17 protein-coding genes are annotated in these 20,529 nt (G+C 61.4%); 5 read left to right on the forward strand and 12 right to left on the reverse strand.

All coding sequences use genetic code 11. From position 1 onward, the window contains the following. Positions 1-76 precede the first annotated feature (76 nt). The 11 genes from purD to L8I05_RS27370 all read right to left on the reverse strand — a co-directional run bounded on the left by purD (position 77) and on the right by L8I05_RS27370 (position 13,475). Positions 77-1,369 carry a phosphoribosylamine--glycine ligase gene (purD, locus tag L8I05_RS27320; protein WP_159953951.1) on the reverse strand — a complete coding sequence of 431 codons (1,293 nt, stop codon included), beginning with the start codon at positions 1,367-1,369 and terminating at the stop codon, positions 77-79. Positions 1,370-1,493: 124 nt separating this feature from the next. Further along, the gene (purH, locus tag L8I05_RS27325) at positions 1,494-3,101 is read right to left on the reverse strand and encodes a bifunctional phosphoribosylaminoimidazolecarboxamide formyltransferase/IMP cyclohydrolase (RefSeq protein ID WP_242175047.1); all 1,608 of its coding nucleotides are present in this window, start codon (positions 3,099-3,101) and stop codon (positions 1,494-1,496) included. An 81-nt stretch (positions 3,102-3,182) separates the two neighbouring features. Continuing rightward, a complete protein-coding gene (gene fis / locus L8I05_RS27330) occupies positions 3,183-3,503 on the reverse strand; it encodes a DNA-binding transcriptional regulator Fis (RefSeq protein ID WP_002555375.1) in 321 nt (106 codons plus the stop codon). Beyond that, positions 3,500-4,513, reverse strand: a complete 1,014-nt coding sequence (dusB, locus tag L8I05_RS27335; RefSeq protein ID WP_242175049.1) for a tRNA dihydrouridine synthase DusB — start codon at positions 4,511-4,513, stop codon at positions 3,500-3,502. The genes fis and dusB overlap by 4 nt, the downstream gene beginning before the upstream one ends. 185 nt (positions 4,514-4,698) lie before the next feature. Continuing rightward, on the reverse strand, positions 4,699-5,958 hold the full coding sequence (locus L8I05_RS27340; protein WP_242175050.1) for a DUF3426 domain-containing protein: 1,260 nt from the start codon (positions 5,956-5,958) through the stop codon (positions 4,699-4,701). A gap of 30 nt (positions 5,959-5,988) precedes the next feature. Beyond that, positions 5,989-6,867, reverse strand: coding sequence for a 50S ribosomal protein L11 methyltransferase (gene prmA, locus L8I05_RS27345; RefSeq protein ID WP_159953954.1), 879 nt, complete (start codon positions 6,865-6,867; stop codon positions 5,989-5,991). Positions 6,868-7,169: 302 nt separating this feature from the next. After that, positions 7,170-8,531, reverse strand: a complete 1,362-nt coding sequence (gene accC / locus L8I05_RS27350) for an acetyl-CoA carboxylase biotin carboxylase subunit (RefSeq protein ID WP_131696710.1) — start codon at positions 8,529-8,531, stop codon at positions 7,170-7,172. A 17-nt stretch (positions 8,532-8,548) separates the two neighbouring features. After that, positions 8,549-9,013 carry an acetyl-CoA carboxylase biotin carboxyl carrier protein gene (gene accB / locus L8I05_RS27355; RefSeq protein WP_003188191.1) on the reverse strand — a complete coding sequence of 155 codons (465 nt, stop codon included), beginning with the start codon at positions 9,011-9,013 and terminating at the stop codon, positions 8,549-8,551. 24 nt (positions 9,014-9,037) lie between these two features. Continuing rightward, positions 9,038-9,493 (reverse strand): type II 3-dehydroquinate dehydratase, encoded by a 456-nt coding sequence (gene aroQ, locus L8I05_RS27360; protein ID WP_065940938.1) that lies wholly within the window; start codon positions 9,491-9,493, stop codon positions 9,038-9,040. Positions 9,494-9,789: 296 nt separating this feature from the next. After that, positions 9,790-11,751, reverse strand: a complete 1,962-nt coding sequence (locus L8I05_RS27365) for a methyl-accepting chemotaxis protein (protein ID WP_242175053.1) — start codon at positions 11,749-11,751, stop codon at positions 9,790-9,792. A 53-nt stretch (positions 11,752-11,804) separates the two neighbouring features. Further along, positions 11,805-13,475: a PleD family two-component system response regulator gene (locus L8I05_RS27370; protein WP_242175054.1), complete on the reverse strand. Its 1,671-nt coding sequence runs from the start codon at positions 13,473-13,475 to the stop codon at positions 11,805-11,807. Positions 13,476-13,773: 298 nt separating this feature from the next. Between L8I05_RS27370 and L8I05_RS27375 the strand changes: the two genes are divergently transcribed. The 5 genes from L8I05_RS27375 to L8I05_RS27395 all read left to right on the forward strand — a co-directional run bounded on the left by L8I05_RS27375 (position 13,774) and on the right by L8I05_RS27395 (position 19,039). After that, a complete protein-coding gene (locus tag L8I05_RS27375; protein WP_159953959.1) occupies positions 13,774-14,841 on the forward strand; it encodes a DUF2333 family protein in 1,068 nt (355 codons plus the stop codon). Positions 14,842-14,843: 2 nt separating this feature from the next. After that, on the forward strand, positions 14,844-15,380 hold the full coding sequence (locus L8I05_RS27380) for an NUDIX hydrolase (protein ID WP_242175055.1): 537 nt from the start codon (positions 14,844-14,846) through the stop codon (positions 15,378-15,380). A gap of 182 nt (positions 15,381-15,562) precedes the next feature. Further along, the gene (locus L8I05_RS27385; protein WP_012722004.1) at positions 15,563-15,934 is read left to right on the forward strand and encodes a translation initiation factor Sui1; all 372 of its coding nucleotides are present in this window, start codon (positions 15,563-15,565) and stop codon (positions 15,932-15,934) included. 143 nt (positions 15,935-16,077) lie between these two features. Then, a complete protein-coding gene (gene speA / locus L8I05_RS27390; protein ID WP_242175058.1) occupies positions 16,078-17,991 on the forward strand; it encodes an arginine decarboxylase in 1,914 nt (637 codons plus the stop codon). Positions 17,992-18,145: 154 nt separating this feature from the next. Beyond that, entirely contained in the window at positions 18,146-19,039 is an 894-nt protein-coding gene (locus tag L8I05_RS27395; protein ID WP_242175059.1) for an alpha/beta hydrolase, read from the forward strand. Here the strand turns inward: L8I05_RS27395 and L8I05_RS27400 are convergent. Further along, positions 18,984-20,321 carry an MATE family efflux transporter gene (locus L8I05_RS27400; RefSeq protein ID WP_242175061.1) on the reverse strand — a complete coding sequence of 446 codons (1,338 nt, stop codon included), beginning with the start codon at positions 20,319-20,321 and terminating at the stop codon, positions 18,984-18,986. The genes L8I05_RS27395 and L8I05_RS27400 overlap by 56 nt on opposite strands. Between the last annotated feature and the right edge of the window lie 208 nt (positions 20,322-20,529).

Genomic DNA, 20,529 nt, shown 5'->3' on the forward strand with positions numbered 1-20,529 from the left:
GCGCGGGGTGACATGTGTACGGCAAGGGCCAGAGGCCCTTGCCTAACCGAATGGATAGCTACGGGTGGGTAGCTATTTACTGGTTCTCGCCACGTTCACGGGCAATGGCGCGGTAGCCGATGTCTGTGCGGTAGAAGCAGCCTTTCCAGTCGATCTTCGCGGCCAGTTTGTACGCCTGTTGTTGCGCAGCGTCGACACTGGCACCCATTGCAGTGGCGCACAATACACGGCCACCTGCGGTTACAACTTTGCCATCCTTGAGCGCGGTGCCCGCATGGAACACCTTGCCTTCCAGCGTAGCAGCTGCGTCGAGGCCTTCAATGACATCGCCCTTGGCGTAGTCGGCAGGGTAGCCGCCGGCCGCCAGTACAATGCCGACGCTCGGACGCGGATCCCACTGCGCTTCAACCTTGTCCAGCGCTTGGGCCAGGGCAGCTTCCACCAGCAGCACCAGGCTCGATTGCAGGCGCAGCATCACCGGTTGGGTTTCCGGATCGCCAAAGCGGCAGTTGAACTCGATGACTTTCGGGTTACCGGCTTTGTCGATCATCAGGCCTGCATAGAGGAAGCCGGTGTACACATTGCCTTCGTCGGCCATGCCGCGCACGGTCGGCCAGATCACCAGGTCCATGACGCGCTTGTGTACTTCAGCGGTGACCACCGGGGCAGGGGAGTAAGCACCCATGCCGCCGGTGTTCGGGCCGCTATCGCCGTCGCCGACGCGTTTGTGGTCTTGGCTGGTGGCCATCGGCAGGACGTTCTTGCCGTCGACCATCACGATGAAGCTGGCTTCTTCGCCGTCGAGGAATTCCTCGATAACCACGCGCGAACCGGCGTCACCAAATGCGTTGCCGGCGAGCATGTCGCGCACGGCGTCTTCGGCTTCCTGCAGGGTCATCGCAACGATCACGCCTTTACCGGCGGCCAGGCCATCGGCCTTGATCACGATCGGTGCACCTTTTTCACGCAGGTAAGCCAGGGCCGGCTCGATCTCGGTGAAGTTCTGGTAGTCGGCGGTCGGAATCTTGTGGCGTGCCAGGAAATCCTTGGTGAACGCCTTGGAGCCTTCCAGCTGTGCCGCGCCGGCGGTCGGGCCGAAGCAGTCCAGGCCACGGCTGCGGAACAGGTCCACGACGCCGGCAACCAATGGTACTTCCGGACCGACGATGGTCAGGGACACATTCTTCTCGGCGAAGTCGGCCAGCTGTTCCAGGGCCAGCACGTCGATGGCGACGTTTTCGCACTTGGCTTCAATGGCGGTGCCGGCGTTGCCGGGAGCCACGAATACTTTCTGGACGCGTGGGTCCTGGGCTACTTTCCAGGCCAGGGCGTGTTCACGGCCACCGCTGCCAATGATCAAAACATTCATTTCAAAACCTCGTGTGGATGATCGTTCCCACGCTCTGCGTGGGAATGCCTCTACGGACGCTCTGCGTCCCAGGGACGCGGAGCGTCCCGGGCTGCGTTCCCACGCGGAGCGTGGGAACGATCAATCAGTGGCGGAAGTGGCGCATGCCGGTGAAGACCATGGCAATGCCGGCTTCGTCGGCTGCCGCGATCACTTCAGCATCACGCATCGAACCGCCCGGTTGGATCACGGCGGTCACACCGGCTTTCGCGGCGTTGTCCAGGCCGTCACGGAACGGGAAGAACGCATCGGACGCCATCACCGAACCGGCAACCTGCAACCCGGCGTGTTCCGCCTTGATCGCGGCGATACGGGCCGAGTTCACGCGGCTCATCTGGCCGGCGCCGACACCGATGGTCTGGCGGTTTTTGGCGTAGACGATGGCGTTGGATTTAACGTATTTGGCGACTTTCCAGGCGAAGATCAGGTCGTTGATTTCCTGCTCGGTCGGCGCGCGCTTGGTCACGACTTTGAGGTCTTCACTGCCGATCATGCCGATGTCGCGGCTCTGTACCAGCAAGCCGCCGTTGACGCGCTTGTAGTCCCAGGCAGCTGCGCGGTCAGCCGACCACTCGCCGCAGGCCAGCAGGCGCACGTTGGCTTTGGCAGCGACGATGGCGCGGGCTTCTTCACTCACGCTTGGGGCAATGATCACTTCAACAAATTGACGCTCAACGATCGCCTTGGCGGTCTCGGCGTCCAGTTCACGGTTGAAGGCGATGATGCCGCCGAACGCGGATTCGGTGTCGGTGGCGTAGGCCAGTTCGTACGCCTGGCGGATACCGCCTTCAGCGTCCGGGCTCACGGCCACGCCGCACGGGTTGGCGTGCTTGACGATCACACAGGCTGGCTTGACGAAGCTCTTCACACATTCCAGCGCGGCGTCGGTGTCGGCCACGTTGTTGTAGGACAGCTCTTTGCCTTGCAGCTGGGTCGCGGTGGCGATGCCGACTTCGGCCGGTTTGGCTTCCACGTAGAACGCCGCGCTCTGGTGCGGGTTCTCGCCGTAGCGCATTTCCTGGGCCTTGATGAACTGGCTGTTGAAGGTGCGCGGGAACTGGCTACGATCGGAGGTCGAGAGGGTTTCAGCGGCCTGGTTCACGGTGCCCATGTAGTTGGCGATCATGCCGTCATAGGCGGCAGTGTGTTCGAACGCCTTGAGCATCAGGTCGAAGCGCTGGGCGTAGGTCAGGCCACCGGCTTTCAGGCTTTCAAGCACGTTGGCGTAGTCGCTGGCGTTCACCACGATGGCCACGTCTTTGTGGTTTTTGGCTGCCGAGCGAACCATGGTCGGGCCGCCGATATCGATGTTTTCGATGGCGGTCGGCAGGTCGCAGCCTGGCTTGTTGATGGTGGCTTCGAACGGGTAGAGGTTAACGGCCACCAGGTCGATCGGCTTGATGCCGTGCTCGCTCATGATGGCGTCGTCGATACCGCGACGGCCGAGGATGCCGCCGTGGATTTTCGGGTGCAGGGTCTTGACCCGACCGTCCATCATTTCTGCGAAACCGGTGTAGTCCGCGACTTCTACTGCGGCCACGCCGTTGTCCTGCAGCAGTTTGAAGGTCCCGCCTGTGGAGAGGATTTCCACGCCAAGGGCTTCCAGCTCCCGGGCAAATTCGAGGATCCCGGTCTTGTCGGAGACACTGATCAAGGCGCGGCGGATCGGCAGGCGGGTGGTCTGGTCGGTCATTTCAATTTCCATCAAAAGCAAAGGAGTCAGCAAAAAAGGCGACCGTTTTTACGCGGGCGCCTTTCTGGTTTGATTGAATGCTTACAGCAAATCGTACTGCTTGAGCTTTTTGCGCAAGGTGCCACGGTTGAGGCCCAGCAGCTCACTGGCTTTGGTCTGGTTGCCCTTGACGTAGTTCATCACGCTTTCGAGCAAGGGCGCCTCGACCTCGGAGAGCACCAGGTTGTACACGTCCGTGACGGAAGCGCCCTCAAGGTGGGCGAAATAATTGTGCAGCGCCTTCTCGACACTCCCGCGAAGGGTCTGGCCTTCTTCGCTCGGCGTGTTGAGGTGCTGTTTCAAATTGACGTTGTCGCTCACGGGTGTTGTTCCACTCACTAAAGTCTCGGTCATCATCGTCATGCGGCCACCCCCTCTCCGTCCCCTGTCCCCAGGCTCTTTTCACGCTCGCTGAAAAACTCTCGAACGGTGGCGACCTGTGCTTGCGTTTCATCCAAACGATTGAAGTGGGCGCGAAACTCCCTGGCGCCCGGCAAGGTTGCGAGATACCAGCCGACATGCTTGCGAGCAATGCGTACTCCCATCACGTCCCCATAGAAGGCGTGCAGGGCGGCCAGATGCTCTAGCAGAATACGTTCCACCTCGATCAACTCCGGTGCCGGCAAGACTTCGCCGGTACGCAGAAAATGCTCGATCTCACGAAAAATCCACGGTCGCCCCTGGGCGGCCCGGCCAATCAACAAGCCATCGGCACCGGTTGCGTGCAGCACGCGCCGCGCTTTCTCGGCTGAGTCGATGTCGCCATTGGCAAAGACCGGCATCGACACCGCCTGCTTGATCGCGGCAATGGTGTCGTACTCGGCTTCACCGGTGTAAAGGTCGGCGCGGGTGCGGCCATGCACCGCCAGCGCTGTAATGCCTGCCTGTTCGGCGATCTTCGCCACCGTCAGGCCGTTCTTGTTGTCCCGGTCCCAGCCGGTACGAATCTTCAGGGTGACCGGCACATCGACTGCGGCGACAACGGCCTGCAGGATCTCGGCTACCAATTGCTCATCTTTCAACAGCGCGGAACCGGCGGCCTTGTTGCAGACCTTCTTGGCCGGGCAGCCCATGTTGATGTCGATGATCTGTGCGCCCAACTCCACGTTGGCCCGGGCCGCATCCGCCAGCATCTGTGCATCACCACCGGCGATCTGTACCGAGCGGGGCTCGGGATCACCTTCGTGGATCATGCGCATCCGCGATTTGCGGGTGTTCCACAAGCTCATGTCGCTGGTGACCATTTCAGAGACTACTAGACCCGCGCCCAAACGCTTGCACAGCTGACGAAAGGGCTGGTCGGTGACGCCCGCCATCGGGGCGAGGATCAAGCCGTTTTGCAATGTGTATGGGCCGATGCGTACCGCCGACATAGGACTTCCCTGTTGTGGGGCCGGATCATTAGAGTTCGAAAAAGGGTTGGCATGATACCCGCTCTCGATGACTGGATAAAGGCTGAATTGGATAAAATCTGAACAGTTATTTCTTTATCGCCGCCGGTTTGGTTGCGCAGCGTCAAGTCAATAATCTGCCGTCAAACCTCGACGCGCGTGTTGTTTCACTCGGGCGAGTGAAAGCTCAGGCTGTAATTCACGGCTTTGCTACCTGGGTCGAGGATGTCCAGGGAGATATGGATCGGTGTCTGCGAAGGCATTTCGCTCACCCCGGCCAGCTCACCACTGAGGTATTCGGCCGGTTTGAAGCGACGACTGGCAATCAGGCTGCCGTTCAAGTCGGCAAAGCGCAGCTCCAGCAGCGGGAACGGCTGGGTGAACGTTGCACGGTTATAAATGATCGCGTCCACCACCAGCGCCCCGGCGAACTCCGGGTTGCTGCGTACCACCAGGTTGCTGCTCTTGATGTGGGCGATATCGACCCGTGATGGCACGGTGCAGCCCAGGGTTGGGCACAGCTGCTGGAACCACGGGCGATAGGCGTCCTGGCGAGCCAGGTCGTCGAATTGGTAGGCGATGTACTGGCCTGCGAGGCCTGCTGCAGCCAGTAAGACCAGGATTATCCAGATAAGGCGACGGCCCCAGCTTGGCGGGCGTTTTTGCGCGTAAAGATGCAGCGGGTCGTCTTCCAGGTCCTGGAGCACGTCATCGTGAATGCTGGCTTCGGGGCGCGGGCGCTTGCGACGGGGTTTAGGGGGGACTTGCGGTTCCGGCTCGTCCAGGGGCTCGGTCACGGGCGTGAGCGGCGGGTCGAGATCGTCGTCGTCATCGTCAGGCGCTGAGCGCAGTGGTGGCTCTTCGTCGATATCGCCGGTGTGAAACGACATGGACGGCTCGGTGCGCTGCCTGGTCGCAGGCGCCTTGGGCGGTTCAGGTTCGTCTTGCACTGCTTGGGCGCGTTCCTCAGGCGGTTCGCTGAACAGGCTGGCGGCCCATTTTTCTTCCTCGGCCTTGACGCTGACGCGACTGGCACTAAGGGCGTCCTCCGGTTGCCGACGGTCAGCGTTCGCCTGGCGGCGCTCCGCGCTCATCGGCTGAGTGTGCTGAATCTCGCGGCGCTCAAGCTTGGCCAGCTCTTCGTCCAGGTCCAGGTTGTCCAGGTCCAGCTCTTCGGCGGTCCACTGTTTCTGGCTGATAGCGCGTGGCGCCTCAACAATGGGTTCAATTGCCTCTTCAGCGGTGGCCGGCTTTTGCGCAGCTGGCGCCGATGCGTTGGCGCGCTGCTCCAGCAGTTGGCGCACCGCGTTGAACACCTGCAGGCATGAGCCGCAGCGCACAACGCCACGGGCCACGTTCAATTGAGCGTGGCTGACGCGAAAGCGCGCTTGGCAATGTGGGCACTGGGTGACGAAACTGTCGGTCATGCGGCCATCCGATTCAGGCAAGCGCTCATTCTAGCGCCGACGACCACTGATGCGTACCCAGCCATCACGGTTGGCGATCGGGTCCAGCTCGAAATCCTTGGCGTAGGCCGCCGCCACGTCTTCACCTTGCTCGGCGAGGATGCCCGACAGTGCCAGGCGGCCGCCCGACTTGACCAGGCTCGACAGTTGCGGCGCCAAAGAAACCAGCGGCCCGGCGAGGATATTGGCAACCAGCACATCAGCCTGCACCTGGGGCAATTGCTCCGGCAGGTACAGTGGGAATTTGCCTTCAGGAATATTGTTGCGCCCGGCGTTATCGCGGGAGGCTTCCAGCGCTTGCACGTCGATGTCGGTACCGACGGCTTCCTTGGCGCCCAGCAGCAGGGCGGCAATCGCCAGGATCCCCGAGCCGCAGCCGAAGTCCAGCACGTTGCAGTCGGTCAGGTCCTGGCCGTCCAGCCATTCCAGGCAGAGCGCGGTGGTGGGGTGGGTGCCGGTGCCGAACGCCAGGCCCGGGTCGAGCAGCAGGTTGACGGCATCTGGCTCAGGTGCGGCGTGCCAGCTCGGTACGATCCACAGGCGCTGGCCGAAACGCATTGGCTGGAAGTTGTCCATCCAGCTGCGTTCCCAGTCCTGGTCTTCGATCACTTCGCTGTGGTGCTCGGGCAGCGGGCTGCCGGTGAGCAGCTCCATATGAGCCAGCACGGCGGCGGCATCGGTGCCGTCTTCGAACAGGGCCAGCAGGTGGGTGTGGGACCACAGCGGGGTGGTGTTGAGTTCCGGCTCGAAGATCGGTTGGTCTTCGGCGTCCATGAATGTCACCGAGACAGCGCCCACTTCAAGGAAAGCGTCTTCGTAGGTTTCGGCTTGTTCTGGGCTGATGGCGAGACGGACTTGCAGCCAAGGCATGGCGGGCACCTTTGAAAAAAATGAGTGTGCAGCGGGGAGGGGCTGCGAAAGGGCGCAAGTTTACGCGAGCGGCGGGCATAAGACGACTGTACTGAATGCACGCGCAGTCCAAATTTAGGAAAGGTTCATGTGGGAGCCGGGCTTGCCCGCGATGCAGGCGCCTCGGTCTTGCCTGGGGGCGCGGCGATGCTATCGCAGGCAAGCCAGCTCCCACAAAAGCCGGCACCTACCGAATTTTGTGAGGTTGTGGATAGCCCAGAAACAACAAAGCCGCCCGAAGGCGGCTTTGTTGGGTGGAGCACTTACTGGTTGGCCAGCTTGTGTTCCAGGTAGTGAATGTTCACACCACCTTCGCAGAAGCCTTCATCGCGAACCAGATCCCGGTGCAGCGGGATGTTGGTCTTGATGCCGTCAACCACGATTTCGTCCAGGGCGTTACGCATACGGGCCATGGCCTCATCGCGAGTGGCGCCCCAGGTGATCAGCTTGCCGATCAGCGAGTCGTAGTTGGACGGAACCTTGTAGCCGCTGTACAGGTGCGAATCCACACGTACGCCGTTGCCGCCGGGCGCGTGGAAATGCTTGACCAGGCCAGGGCTTGGGATAAAGGTTTTCGGGTCTTCGGCGTTGATCCGGCACTCCAGGGAGTGGCCGTGGATCTTCACGTCGTCCTGGGTGAAGGACAGCACATTGCCGGCGGCGATGCTGAGCATCTCCTTGACGATGTCGATACCGGTGACCATCTCGGATACCGGGTGCTCTACTTGCACGCGAGTGTTCATCTCGATGAAGTAGAAACGGCCGTTTTCGTAGAGGAACTCGAACGTACCGGCGCCACGGTAGTTGATGTCGATGCACGCCTTGACGCAACGAGCCAGCACTTCCTGGCGCGCGGTTTCATCCAGGCCCGGTGCCGGTGCTTCTTCCAGTACCTTCTGGTGACGACGTTGCAGCGAGCAATCGCGGTCGCCCAGGTGGATGGCGTGGCCCTGGCCGTCGGACAGCACCTGCACTTCCACGTGACGTGGGTTGGTCAGGTACTTCTCCAGGTAGACCATCGGGTTGCCGAACCAGGCAGCCGCTTCGGAGCGAGTCTGCTTGGCGGCTTCGATCAGCTCTTCTTCCTTGTGCACCACACGCATGCCACGACCACCACCGCCACCGGCGGCCTTGATGATCACCGGGTAGCCGACTTCGCGACCAATGCGCAGAGCGGTTTCCTCGTCTTCAGGCAGCGGGCCGTCGGAACCTGGAACGGTTGGCACGCCGGCTGCGATCATCGCGTCCTTGGCCGATACCTTGTCGCCCATCAGGCGAATGGTTTCGGCTTTCGGGCCGATGAAGGCGAACCCGGATTTTTCCACCTGTTCGGCGAAATCGGCGTTTTCCGCAAGGAAGCCGTAGCCTGGGTGAATGCCATCAGCGCCGGTCACTTCAGCGGCCGCGATGATGTTGGAGACTTTCAGGTACGAGTTGGTCGCCAGGGGCGGGCCGATGCAGATGCTCTCGTCCGCCAGTTTCACGTGCATCAGTTCGGTATCGGCCGTCGAGTAAACAGCGACGGTCTTGATGCCCTCTTCCTTACAGGCGCGCAGGATCCGCAGCGCGATCTCGCCGCGGTTGGCGATCAGGACTTTTTGCAGTTTCTTCGCAGGTTTCAACATCGAAGGTGCTCCGCGGTTCAAACGATGGTGAACAGCGGCTGGTCGTACTCAACCGGCTGACCGTTTTCTACCAGGATGGATTCGATGACGCCGGCTTTTTCAGCCGTGATGTGGTTCATCATCTTCATCGCTTCAACGATGCAGATGGTGTCGCCCACTTTCACAGTCTTGCCGACTTCAACGAAGGCTGGCGAGGTCGGTGCCGGGGTGCGGTAGAACGTACCGACCATTGGCGACTTGACCACGAAGCCGTTCAGTGCAGGCGCAGCCGGTGCTGCAGGCGCTGCGGCAGCAGCAGGTGCGGCGGCCGGAGCAGCAGCGGCTGGAGCCGGTGCTTGCATTTGCGGTGCGTAGAACTGTTGGGCCGGGGTTTTGCTGTGACGGCTGATCCGTACGGACTCTTCGCCTTCCTTGATTTCCAGCTCGTCGATACCGGATTCTTCCAGCAGTTCGATCAGTTTCTTAACTTTACGGATATCCATGAATCATCAACTCCCAAGGGTCGGTCAGGGGCGCTTGGCCGGTTGTTCAAGCTGTTCCAGGGCGGCCTCCAGGGCCAGTCGGTAACCGCTGGCGCCAAGGCCGCAGATCACTCCTACCGCTACGTCGGAGAAGTAAGAGTGATGGCGGAAAGGTTCGCGTTTGTGCACGTTCGACAAATGCACTTCGATAAATGGGATGCTCACCGCCAGCAGCGCGTCACGTAATGCAACACTCGTGTGCGTAAAAGCGGCGGGATTGATCAGAATAAAGTCCACGCCTTCGCTGCGCGCGGCATGGATGCGATCAATCAATTCGTACTCGGCATTACTTTGCAGGTAGAGCAAATGGTGGCCGGCTTCACGTGCCCTGCGTTCCAGATCGAGGTTGATCTGATCGAGGGTGACCGCCCCGTAGACGCCCGGTTCACGGGTGCCGAGCAGGTTCAGGTTGGGTCCGTGAAGAACCAGTAAGGTCGCCATCGGCTGTTCCTTGTTATTGATGTGGGTACGGCAGAACCCGGCGACTATGCCGCAAAGCCTTTGTGACTGTCCAGTTCTATGCAGTAGGCAGCACGATTAGCGAGGATTGCGCAAAATTTGTGACTGGGGCTCGGATTCCGGTCATGGGTAGCACGGTCCGAAATCGGCGCGGATCTAATGTGGGAGCTGGCTTGCCTGCGATAGCGCTAAGCCTGTGCAAGACGGGCCGGCTGATCCACCGCTATCTCAGGCAAGCCAGCTCCCACATTTTGAACTCCACATGGCTGCAGAGTAGGTCAAACCCGGAACGCCTGCACCGCCGTATTAAGCTGCCCACCCAGCACCAGCAGATGCTCTCCCTGGCGACGCCCCTGGCCAATACGCAGCAGATTATCCTCACCCAACTGGTGAATCCGCTCGCTGTTATCGCGAATTTCACTGACGGCGCCACTCTGCTGCGCGGTCACATCGGCGATGCGCACCGCCGTGTCGGAAATCGTCTGGATCGCGCCGACGATTTCGTCCAGGGCACCGTCGGCCGCCTGGGCTTGCTGGGCAGTAGCTTCGGCGTGCTCGACCTGCGCGCGCATGCCTTGCACCGATTGGTGGGCGGCGGTTTGCAGGCCGGCGATCAGGCTCTGGATTTCGGCGGTGGCGCCGGCGGTGCGTTGGGCCAGCGAACGCACCTCATCGGCGACCACCGCAAACCCGCGCCCTGCTTCACCGGCACGTGCGGCTTCGATGGCGGCGTTCAGCGCGAGCAGGTTGGTCTGGTCGGCAATCGCGCGAATCACCGTCAGCACGCCGCCGATGGTGGCGGATTCCTCCGCGAGTTTTTCGATCATCTGGGCGTTTTGCTGCACCTCACCCACCAAGGCATGCAGCCCGGTCAGGCTCAGGCCGATTACCCGCTGGCCCTGTTCCACGGCCTGGCCTGCACTGCGGCTGGCGCCGGCGGCCTGGCTGGCATCACCGGCCACTTGCTGGATGGTCGCTTCCAGTTCACCCAGCGAATCACGGATCTGCGCCGTATCGCCGGCCTGGCGCTCGGCCCCGTCGTGCAGGCCACTGCTTAGCTCCGCGAGGGCGCGGCTGCTGCCGGCGACTTCTTCGGCGTTGCCGCGAATGGTGCCGACCAGGTCGACCAGGTAAGCGCGCAAGCGGTTAAGCGAGGCTTCGATATCGTGCAGTTCGCGGTTGGTCTTGCCCAGCGCAATCGGCTGGCTGAAGTCGCCTTCGGCCCAGGTCGACAAGGCCGGGGCCAGGTTGGTCAATACGCGCGCCAGGCGCCGTTGCAGAGTGTCGATCAGCAGCGCAATCAACAGGATCAGGCCGATCATCACGCCCTGCATCAGGCGTACTTCGCCCTGGATCTTGCCGTGCTGCGCGCGCACCACCGGCTCCAGGCCGGCGATGGCATGCTGCACGGCGGCGATTTTCACGTGGGTGCTGTCGGCCAGCGCGGTGCGTGTCTGGATTTGGTCGCGGGTGCGCTTGAGTTCGGCGGGGTAGCGGGTCAACAGGCTGTTGAGTTCACGCTTGAGGTCGACGCCGGTGTCCTGCACTTCAGCTTTTTCGCTGTTTTCCAGGCCCATCATGGCGGAAAAGTCGTCGGTGCTGGACTCGGTACTGGCCTTTACGCCCAGCAACGGCAGCTGTGCCAACAGGTCGGCCTGGGCACGGATGCTGGCGACTTCGCGCTCCACCTCATCGGCCAATTCCGCGCGCCCGCTGCTGACCAGCTTGTCGCGGGCCAGGGACAGTTTGCCCAAGTGTTGGGCGGCGGCCAGCAGTGGCGGCAAGTAACGCGCGGCCTCCGGCGAGTTGACGCCCATGGCGTACTGGCTCAATTGCTCAAGGTTTGCACCCAGTTCACGTTCGGCTTGTACCAGCAGCGCTTGCGGGTCGCCCGCCAGTTTGCCGGCGGCGAGCAGGTCGGTTTTGCTGAAGGTGTCCAGGTCCACCAGGCTGGGGCGCAGGGTTTGCGCGAGGTCCGTCGGCAGTTCATCAACCTGCTGCAACAGTGCTTCCAGGCTCTGGCCGGCACTGCTCAAGCGCAAGGCGTCGCCGCTGGCGAGGTAGTCGTCGATGTTGCGCGCGGCCTGGTTCTGAAAGGTCTGCGACAGGCCAAGGTAGCGTTCCATCAGCAAATACGGGCGTTCCAGTGCCCGTTGCGACCACCACAGCGTGGCCCCAAGGGCCAGGCACACGGCCACCAGAAGAAGGGTGTTCAGATTGGTCAGCAGCTTCAGGCGCATGCGTGGTTTCAACCGACAGCAAAAGATAAGTGCCTGAAGTTATTGCGTTTGCGTTACAAAGTTATGACGGAATCAGTGAATTCCGGTGAAAAGGTGGCACTTTGCTTTGACGTACGCGCAGCGTGCACACGGTTGCGCCCGGCGTCCTTGGCGCGGTACAGCGCCTCATCCGCCTGGGCGGCCATCATCAGGCTGTCGGAGCCGTCGCACAGCTCCACCAGCCCAGCGCTGAAGGTGCACCACAAATCCTGCGGTTGGGCCGGGTAATGGATTTCGGCAAAGCGCCCGCGGATTTCGTCGAGCACTTTGCAGGCCGATTCCAGATCGGTGTCGGGCATCACGATGGCGAATTCTTCACCGCCGTAGCGGCCGATGTAGTCGGTCTTGCGCAAACGCTGCTTGAGAAACAGCGCCAGGCTCTTGATCACACGGTCGCCCATCGGGTGGCCGTGGCTGTCATTGACCCGTTTGAAGTGGTCGATATCGAGCATGGCAAAGCTCAGCGGCTTGTTCTCGCGGCGCGCGCGGAAGCTGCAGTCTTCGAGCAATTGCAGGATATGGGTGTGGTTGTACAACCCGGTCAGGCTGTCGCGCACCATCCGCGCCTTGAGGTTGCGCGCGCGGGCGGCGCGGTTGCGCACGGTGGTGATCAGGTGGCGCGGCTTGATCGGTTTGGTGAGGAAGTCGTCGCCGCCTTCGCTCATGGCGTCGAGCTGCTTATCCAGGTCGTCTTCGGCCGACAGGTAGATGATCGGCACGCTGACGTAACGGTCATTGTGGCGAATCACCTTGGCCAGTTCAGTGCCGGTGCAGGCGGGCATGTACATGTCGAGGATGATCAGGTCCGGCTGGAAATCCGCCAGCTCGGCCATCGCCTGGATCGGTTCGATCAAGGTGCGCGTGACAATGCCGGCGCTGTTGAGCAGGCGCTCGGTGTGCAGGGCCTGGGCGCGCGAGTCGTCGATGATCAGTACTTTGTAAGGCTCGTACTGCGCGACGCAGGTCAGCACTTCGATCTTTTCCAGCAGGCTCGAGGCTTCGAGGGTGCCGGTGAGGAATTCCTGGCCGCCGGCACGCACGGCGGCCAGGCGCGTCGGGGTGTCGGTTTCATGCAGGCTGAAAAACAACAGCGGCAGCTTTTGCTCCAGGCCTTCCTGGGCCTCGGCTGCGAGTTTGAGGCCTAAACCTTGGCCGCAGAAATCCACGTCCATCACAATCGCTGACGGCAGGCGCTCGGCCAGCGACGCGCGAAATGCCGCCACGCTGTCCAGCGGCTGGGCGCTCATGCCAAAGAACTCCAGCTGCTTGGCCAGGCGCTCGGCGCGGTCGTGGTCCGCCAGCATCACGTAGATCGGCTTGCGCATCGGCGGCAGGAAGGTTTGTTCCAACTGGTCGCCCTGGCGCAGGCCGGTGCGGGACAGGCGCTGCATCAGGCGGTTGAGTTCGGTGATGACTTGGCTGCTCAGGCGCCCGCGATTTTCGTCGACTGCCTTGAGCGATTCGCCAATGTGCCGCGCCAGCTGGCCGTGCTCCGGCTGTTCGAAACGCTCGGCAAAGCGCAGCAGGCGCAGGTTGGCTTCGCTGAGTTCGGACAAATCGGTGTTCGACCATTCGCTGCGTTGCAGGCGTTGCCAGATCTCAAGAATTTGACGTGCCTGATGAATTACCCGCTGGGCAAAATGGTGCTTGAGACGCTCACGGCAGGGGTCTTCTGGCTCGGTCATATCCTGACTACTAGTTAGGGTGCATGCTGAGGTCGACTGATGGCTCTATGCTAGCACCTCTTTTCTTCAACATGAGTGTCATACGTCAATTAAGTACACGTCTGCTGTATTCAGTTTTTGACCTAGTGGTCGCACTGCGTAAACAGCGTGCATCATTTATAGTCGAACATCTCTGGCGCGCCACTTCTGTTAAAAGCCCCGCACCGATGGGCACGATGGGGTAGGGTTGTGGTCGGAGTGTTTGAACGCACCCGGACAAATGACGTGCATGAACTCAAGTGATTGAAAGGATATCGCCATGCTGGACTGGAAAAACCGCGCAGGCAGTGCCAAAGGCCCCGCCCCTGAGCCCAAGTCGGCCAACCGTAGCTACTTTCGCAACCTGGTGATGAGCCGAGCCGTGCTCAGCGTGCTGGGGTTGTACCTGTTGGTCACCGGCGCGCTGGGCTGGTACTGGAGCGAAGAGCCGGCGCTGTTCCCGGTCCAGCAAAATGCCCAGCTTGCCGCCGAGAAGGAAGGCAAGCAGATGGTGGTGGGCTACACCACCGTCGAAACCCTCAAGACCGTGGTCGGCACCTTGCTGAACAAGCCCGGTGGCTACATCTCCAATGACCGTTTCCCGCCAGGCCTGTGGATGGACAACATGCCGAGCTGGGAATATGGCGTGCTGGTGCAGGTGCGCGACCTGACCCGCGCCCTGCGTAAAGACTTTGCCCGCTCCCAGTCGCAGTCGGCTGAAGACGCTGACTTGGCCAAGGCCGAGCCGCGTTTCAACTTCGACAACAAGAGCTGGGTGCTGCCGTCCAGCGAGTCGGAATACCAGGAAGGCATCAATTCCCTGAGCCGCTACGAAGCGCGCTTGTCGGACCCTAACCAGCGCGGTGCGCTGTTTTATGCGCGTGCCGATAACCTGAACAACTGGCTGGGCGATGTCGCCACCCGTTTGGGCTCGTTGTCGCAGCGTCTGTCGGCCAGCGTGGGCCGGGTCAAGCTGAACACCGCACTGAAAACCGAAGCCCTGGCGCCGGGTGAAGTGCCGCAGGTCGATGAGGAAGTGGTGGAAACCCCATGGATGCAGATCGACAACGTGTTCTACGAAGCCCGTGGCCAGGCGTGGGCGCTGTCCCACCTGCTGCGCGCCATCGAAGTCGACTTTGCCGACGTGCTGGCCAAGAAAAACGCCACCGTCAGCGTGCGCCAGATAATTCGTGAGCTGGAGGCCTCGCAGGAACCGGTTTGGAGCCCTATGATTCTTAACGGCAGTGGCTTTGGCATCCTCGCCAACCACTCGTTGGTCATGGCCAACTATATTTCCCGGGCAAACGCTGCAGTTATAGATTTGCGTCAGCTCCTCAACCAGGGGTGATGATGGACGCTACTCAAAAGGAGGCCGCACACCGTGCGGCCTCCGACGCTGAACTGATCTGCTGGGTCGACGAGCAGGACAACCTGCTCGGCCACCTCGTCAGGTCCGACCTTCGCCAGCGCGGCCTGATCGGCCGATGCACCTTTATCTTCCTGTTCAATTCGGCCGGTGAGCTGTGTGTGCATCGGCGCACCCTGAGCAAAGCCTTGTATCCGGGGTTCTGGGACACGGCGGCGGGTGGCATGGTCGCGCAGGGTGAGAGCTACGCCGCTTCGGCCGCCCGTGAACTGGAAGAGGAGCTGGGCGTTGCCGGCGTTGAATTGGTCGAGCATGACCATTTCTACTTTGAAGAGGACGACAGCCGGCTGTGGTGCACGTCCTACTCGGCGGTCTGGGATGGGCCTTTGCGTCTGCAGCCCGAAGAGGTCATGGAAGCGCGCTTTTTACCCGTTGAAACTGTCCTGCAGGAAGCTGAACAAAAGCCTTACTGCCCGGACGCTCAAGAAGGCTTGCGGCGCTATCTGGCCTCGCGTCGCTAAAGTTGCATAAATTGGCGCTATTTGGCTCTTAGCAAGTCGGCTTTTTGCCGTTACACTGCGCGACTTTTCACCCGAACCACCTTTGCGGTTCGGTAGCGCTGCCCCTGCCTGAGTGGGGCTTCGCGGTCGGTGATGCTCGTTGCGAGCACCGATCAGTCTTTGTCCTCCCAAGAGGATTGCCGGTGGCCAAAAAAGCCGCATCCTTCGCCGCCCTTGGTGGCCTGGTATTTTCCACCGACGCAGGTCGACACTGCCCGGACTGTCGTCAGCCCGTGGATTCGTGCACCTGCAAACAGACCCTGATCCCTGAAGGCGACGGCATTGCCCGCGTGCGACGCGAGAGCAAAGGCCGTGGCGGCAAGACGGTGACCACCATCACCGGCGTACCGCTGGCCGAAGAGGCCCTGAAGGAACTGGCTACCACGCTGAAAAAGCGCTGTGGCACCGGTGGCGCGTTGAAAGACGGGGTCATCGAGATTCAGGGCGATCACGTCGAATTGCTGTTGGCCGAGCTGATCAAGCTCGGGTACAAGGCCAAGAAGTCCGGCGGCTGAAAGCCTCTTCCCAACCTGTGTCTAAACTCTGTCCTGCGAGTGAGGTCTACCTCCCTTACAGGCAAATCGTCATTTTCATTCTTTAGACTGCGCCAGCCTCAAACCCGGGGCGGCGCCTTCGCCTTCATTTATAGGGGACTTCGATGTCCGTACGACGCACACGCAAAGACGATGGCAGCCAATGGACAGTTGCGGACAGCCGCAGTGTTTACGGGATTCGCCATTGGGGGGCCGGGTATTTCGCGATCAATGAAGCCGGTCGCGTTGAAGTCCGTCCGAACGGCCCGAACAGCACGCCTGTCGACCTGTACGAGCAAGTCGACGAGCTGCGCAAAAGCGGCCTGTCCTTGCCGCTGCTGGTGCGCTTCCCCGATATCCTGCAAGACCGCGTGCGCCAGCTGACCGGTGCTTTCGATGCGAACATCGAACGCCTGGAATACCAGAGCAAGTACACCGCGCTGTACCCGATCAAGGTGAACCAGCAGGAAGCGGTGATCGAGAACATCATTGCTACCCAGGACGTGTCCATCGGCCTGGAAGCTGGCTCCAAGCCTGAACTGCTGGCCGTGCTGGCCCTGGCACCGAAAGGCGGCACCATTGTCTGCAACGGTTACAAAGACCGTGAGTTCATCCGCCTCGCGCTGATGGGCCAGAAGCTCGGCCACAACGTATTCATCGTGATTGAGAAAGAATCTGAAGTGGCGCTGGTGATCGAGGAGGCGGCCAACCTCAAGGTCAAGCCACAGGTCGGCCTGCGCGTGCGCTTGTCGTCCCTGGCGTCGAGCAAGTGGGCGGACACCGGCGGTGAGAAGTCCAAATTCGGTTTGTCGGCAGCGCAACTGCTGTCGGTGGTCGAGCGTTTCCGCGCGGCCGGCCTGGATCAGGGCATCCGCCTGCTGCACTTCCACATGGGCTCGCAGATCGCCAACCTGGCCGACTACCAGCACGGGTTCAAGGAAGCCATTCGTTACTACGGCGAACTGCGCAACCTCGGCCTGCCAGTCGATCACATCGACGTCGGCGGCGGCCTGGGTGTGGACTACGACGGCACGCACTCGCGCAACGCCAGCTCGATCAACTACGACATGGACGACTACGCCGGCGTGGTGGTGGGCATGCTCAGGGAATTCTGCGACGCGCAGAGCCTGCCGCACCCGCATATCTTCTCCGAAAGCGGCCGCTCGCTGACTGCCCACCACGCCATGCTGGTGGTGCAAGTCACCGACGTCGAGAAGCACAACGACGAAATCCCGCTGATCGAAAACAAGGAAAGCCTGCCGGAAACCGTGCAGTGGCTGGTCGACCTGCTGGGCCCGACCGACATTGAAATGGTCACCGAAACCTACTGGCGCGCCACGCACTACATGAGCGACGTGGCCACCCAGTACGCCGACGGCAAGATCACCCTGGCCGAAAAAGCCCTCGCCGAGCAGTGCTACTTCGCCGTATGCCGTCGCCTGCACGACTCGTTGAAAGCGCGTCAACGCTCGCACCGCCAAGTGCTGGACGAGCTCAACGACAAACTGGCCGACAAGTACATCTGCAACTTCTCGGTGTTCCAGAGCCTGCCGGACACCTGGGCGATCGGCCAGGTGCTGCCGATCCTGCCGCTGCATCGTCTCGACGAAGAGCCGCTGCGCCGCGCCGTGCTGCAGGATTTGACCTGCGACTCCGACGGCAAGATCAAGCAATACGTCGACGAGCAGAGCATCGAGACTAGCCTGCCGGTGCATGCCTTGAACGAAGGTGAAGACTACTTGCTGGGCATCTTCCTGGTCGGCGCTTACCAGGAAATTCTCGGTGATATGCACAACCTGTTCGGTGACACCGACTCGGTGAACATCTACCAGCGCGAAGACGGTTCGGTGTACAGCGCCGGGATCGAGACCCACGACACCATCGAAGACATGCTGCGTTATGTGCACTTGTCGCCGGAAGAACTGATGACGCACTACCGTGACAAGTGTGCGAGTGCGAAGATCAGTGCCAGTGAGCGCACGCAGTTCCTCGATGCGTTGCGTCTGGGCCTGACGCGTTCTTCGTACCTGTCGTCGTGATCTAAGCTGATAGCAATCTAATGTGGGAGCGGGCTTGCTCGCGAAGGCGGTACATCAGTCACACATGTGTTAACTGACCCACCGCCTTCGCGAGCAAGCCCGCTCCCACATTTGGATCTTCGTTTGGTAGTACCTTCTGTGTGAGGTCTGAACGATGTCGAGAAAACTCCTGCAAGCCTTGACCCTGGCATTCGCTGCGCTTCTAGCAGCGTGCTCCCCGATCAAAGTGCTCAACGCACTCACGCCCTCCAGCACCTTCACCAAAACATCCTCAATCGCCTACGGTGCCGACCCGCGCCAAACACTCGATGTCTACCGTCCAACCAAGGCAGCGCCCAATGCCCCAGTCGTGGTGTTCTTCTACGGCGGCAGTTGGAACAGTGGCGCCAAGGACGATTACGGTTTTGTCGGCGAAGCCCTGGCCTCACGCGGCATCGTGGTGGTGATTGCGGATTACCGGCTCTACCCGCAAGTGCGTTACCCACTTTTTCTGCAGGACAACGCCCAGGCCGTCGCCTGGACTTATCAGCACATCGCCGACTACGGCGCCGACCCCAAGCAGCTTTACCTCATGGGCCACAGCTCCGGTGCCTACAACGCGTCGATGCTGGCGCTGGATGCGCGCTGGCTTGGCGAAGTGAATATGTCGCCATCGATGCTCAAAGGCTGGATCGGCCTGGCCGGGCCGTATGACTTCCTGCCGATTGATAATCGCGACGTACGGCCCGTGTTTTTCTTCCCCGATTCACCGCCGGATTCTCAGCCGATCAATCACGTCAGCCGTGACGCACCACCGAGCCTGTTGATCGCCTCGGTGAGCGACACGCTGGTCAACCCAACGCGCAATACCGGCGGGCTGGCGAAGAAACTGCGCGAAGCAGGCGTGCCGGTGGAGGCGTTTTACTTCACCAGGACCAGCCACGCGACCTTAGTGGCATCGATTGCCAAGCCCTTACGCTGGCTGGCGCCGGTGTTGGACCGCGTCACGGCGTTTATCCAAGCCACTGATTCTGCCGATTCAAGCGCCAGGCAATCGCCCACAAAGTAAGGCTGCGCAACGCCATGAACAGCAGGAAGGTTATCCACAGCCCGTGGTTGCCGTACGGCTGCAGCGCCCAGGCGAACGGCAGCAGAATCACCACGGTGAGCAGCATGCCGTTGCGCATTTCCCGCGCGCGGGTGGCGCCGATGAACAGGCCGTCCAGCAAGTAACTCCAAACCGCAATCAACGGCAGCACGGCCAGATAAGGCAGGTAGATGTCGGCGGTTTCGCGCACGCTGGGGATGTCGGTTTGCATGGCGATAAACAGGTGGCCGGCGAACGTGAACAGCAACGCGAACCAGACGCTGGCGATCAATGACCAGCCGCAGGCGACCACCAATGAGCGGCGCAACGCCTGGCGATCATGGGCGCCGATGGCATGCCCGCACAGCGCTTCGACGGCGTGGGCCAAACCGTCCAGGGCGTGGGCGGTCAGCAGCAGGCCATTGAGCAGCAGCGCGTTGGCCGCGACCGTAGCATCGCCGAGGCGCGCGCCTTGTACCGTGATCATGAAAAACACTGACTGCAACGCCAGGCTGCGGATAAAAATATCGCGGTTCACCGCCAGCAACGGGCGCCAACTTTCCCACACTTTCAGTGCGGCCCAGGCGATATGGCCGGGGTAGGCGCGCAGGGCGTTTTGCGTCAGGGCCAGGCCGAGCAGGGCGCCGGTCCATTCAGCGATGACCGACGCCCGCGCGGAGCCGACCACACCCCACTCCAGGCCGAGGACGAACCACAGGTTCAAGGCGATATTGACCAGGTTGGTGGTCAATAGAATCGCCAGCGGCGCGCGGGCGTTTTGCGTGCCGAGGAACCAGCCGACCAAGGCATAGCTGGCCAGCGCGGCGGGCAGGCCGAACAGGCGCGTGTGGAAAAACTCGCGGGTCAGTTGATTCAATTCGGCTGAGGGCTGCATCCACTCCAGGGCCAGATGGCTCAGCGGGATGCCGACGGTGCCCAGCAACATCGCCAAGCCCAGTGCCAGCAGCAAGCCTTGCAGCAGGATTTGCCGCAGTGCCGCGCCATCATTGCGCCCGGCGGCCTGGGCGGCAAAGCCGGTGGAGCCCATGCGCAGAAAGCCCATGGCCCAGGCGAGGAAGGTGTACAGGCTGGCGCCGACGGCCACGGCGCCCAACTGGTGAGCGTGGGGCAGGTGGCCGATGACCATGCTGTCGACCAGGGCCACCAGCGGCACCGATATGTTGGACAGAATCATCGGCGCGGCCAGCGCCCAGACGCGGCGGTGGGTGGGGCGGTGGCGCCAGTCGGTGAGCAGGGAAGTCATTTGGGCTCCTTTGGGGAGCGGCATTGTAACTGGCCCTCAACAACACAACAGCACCCACATTTTGATCTTCAGTGGCTGTGGGATTTGGCTTGGTTACAAGAGGACCAAGAACCAAACCACCCTCCGTCGGTCAATGTGACCAGCACCCCATCGGCCCCACCCAGGCTGATATATAGTTCACCCCTCGGACCCCTCTCACTACGAGTGC

This window comes from Pseudomonas sp. MONT-RG-20F-20-E-7-02, from assembly GCF_022662395.1.
Classification (GTDB): domain Bacteria; phylum Pseudomonadota; class Gammaproteobacteria; order Pseudomonadales; family Pseudomonadaceae; genus Aquipseudomonas.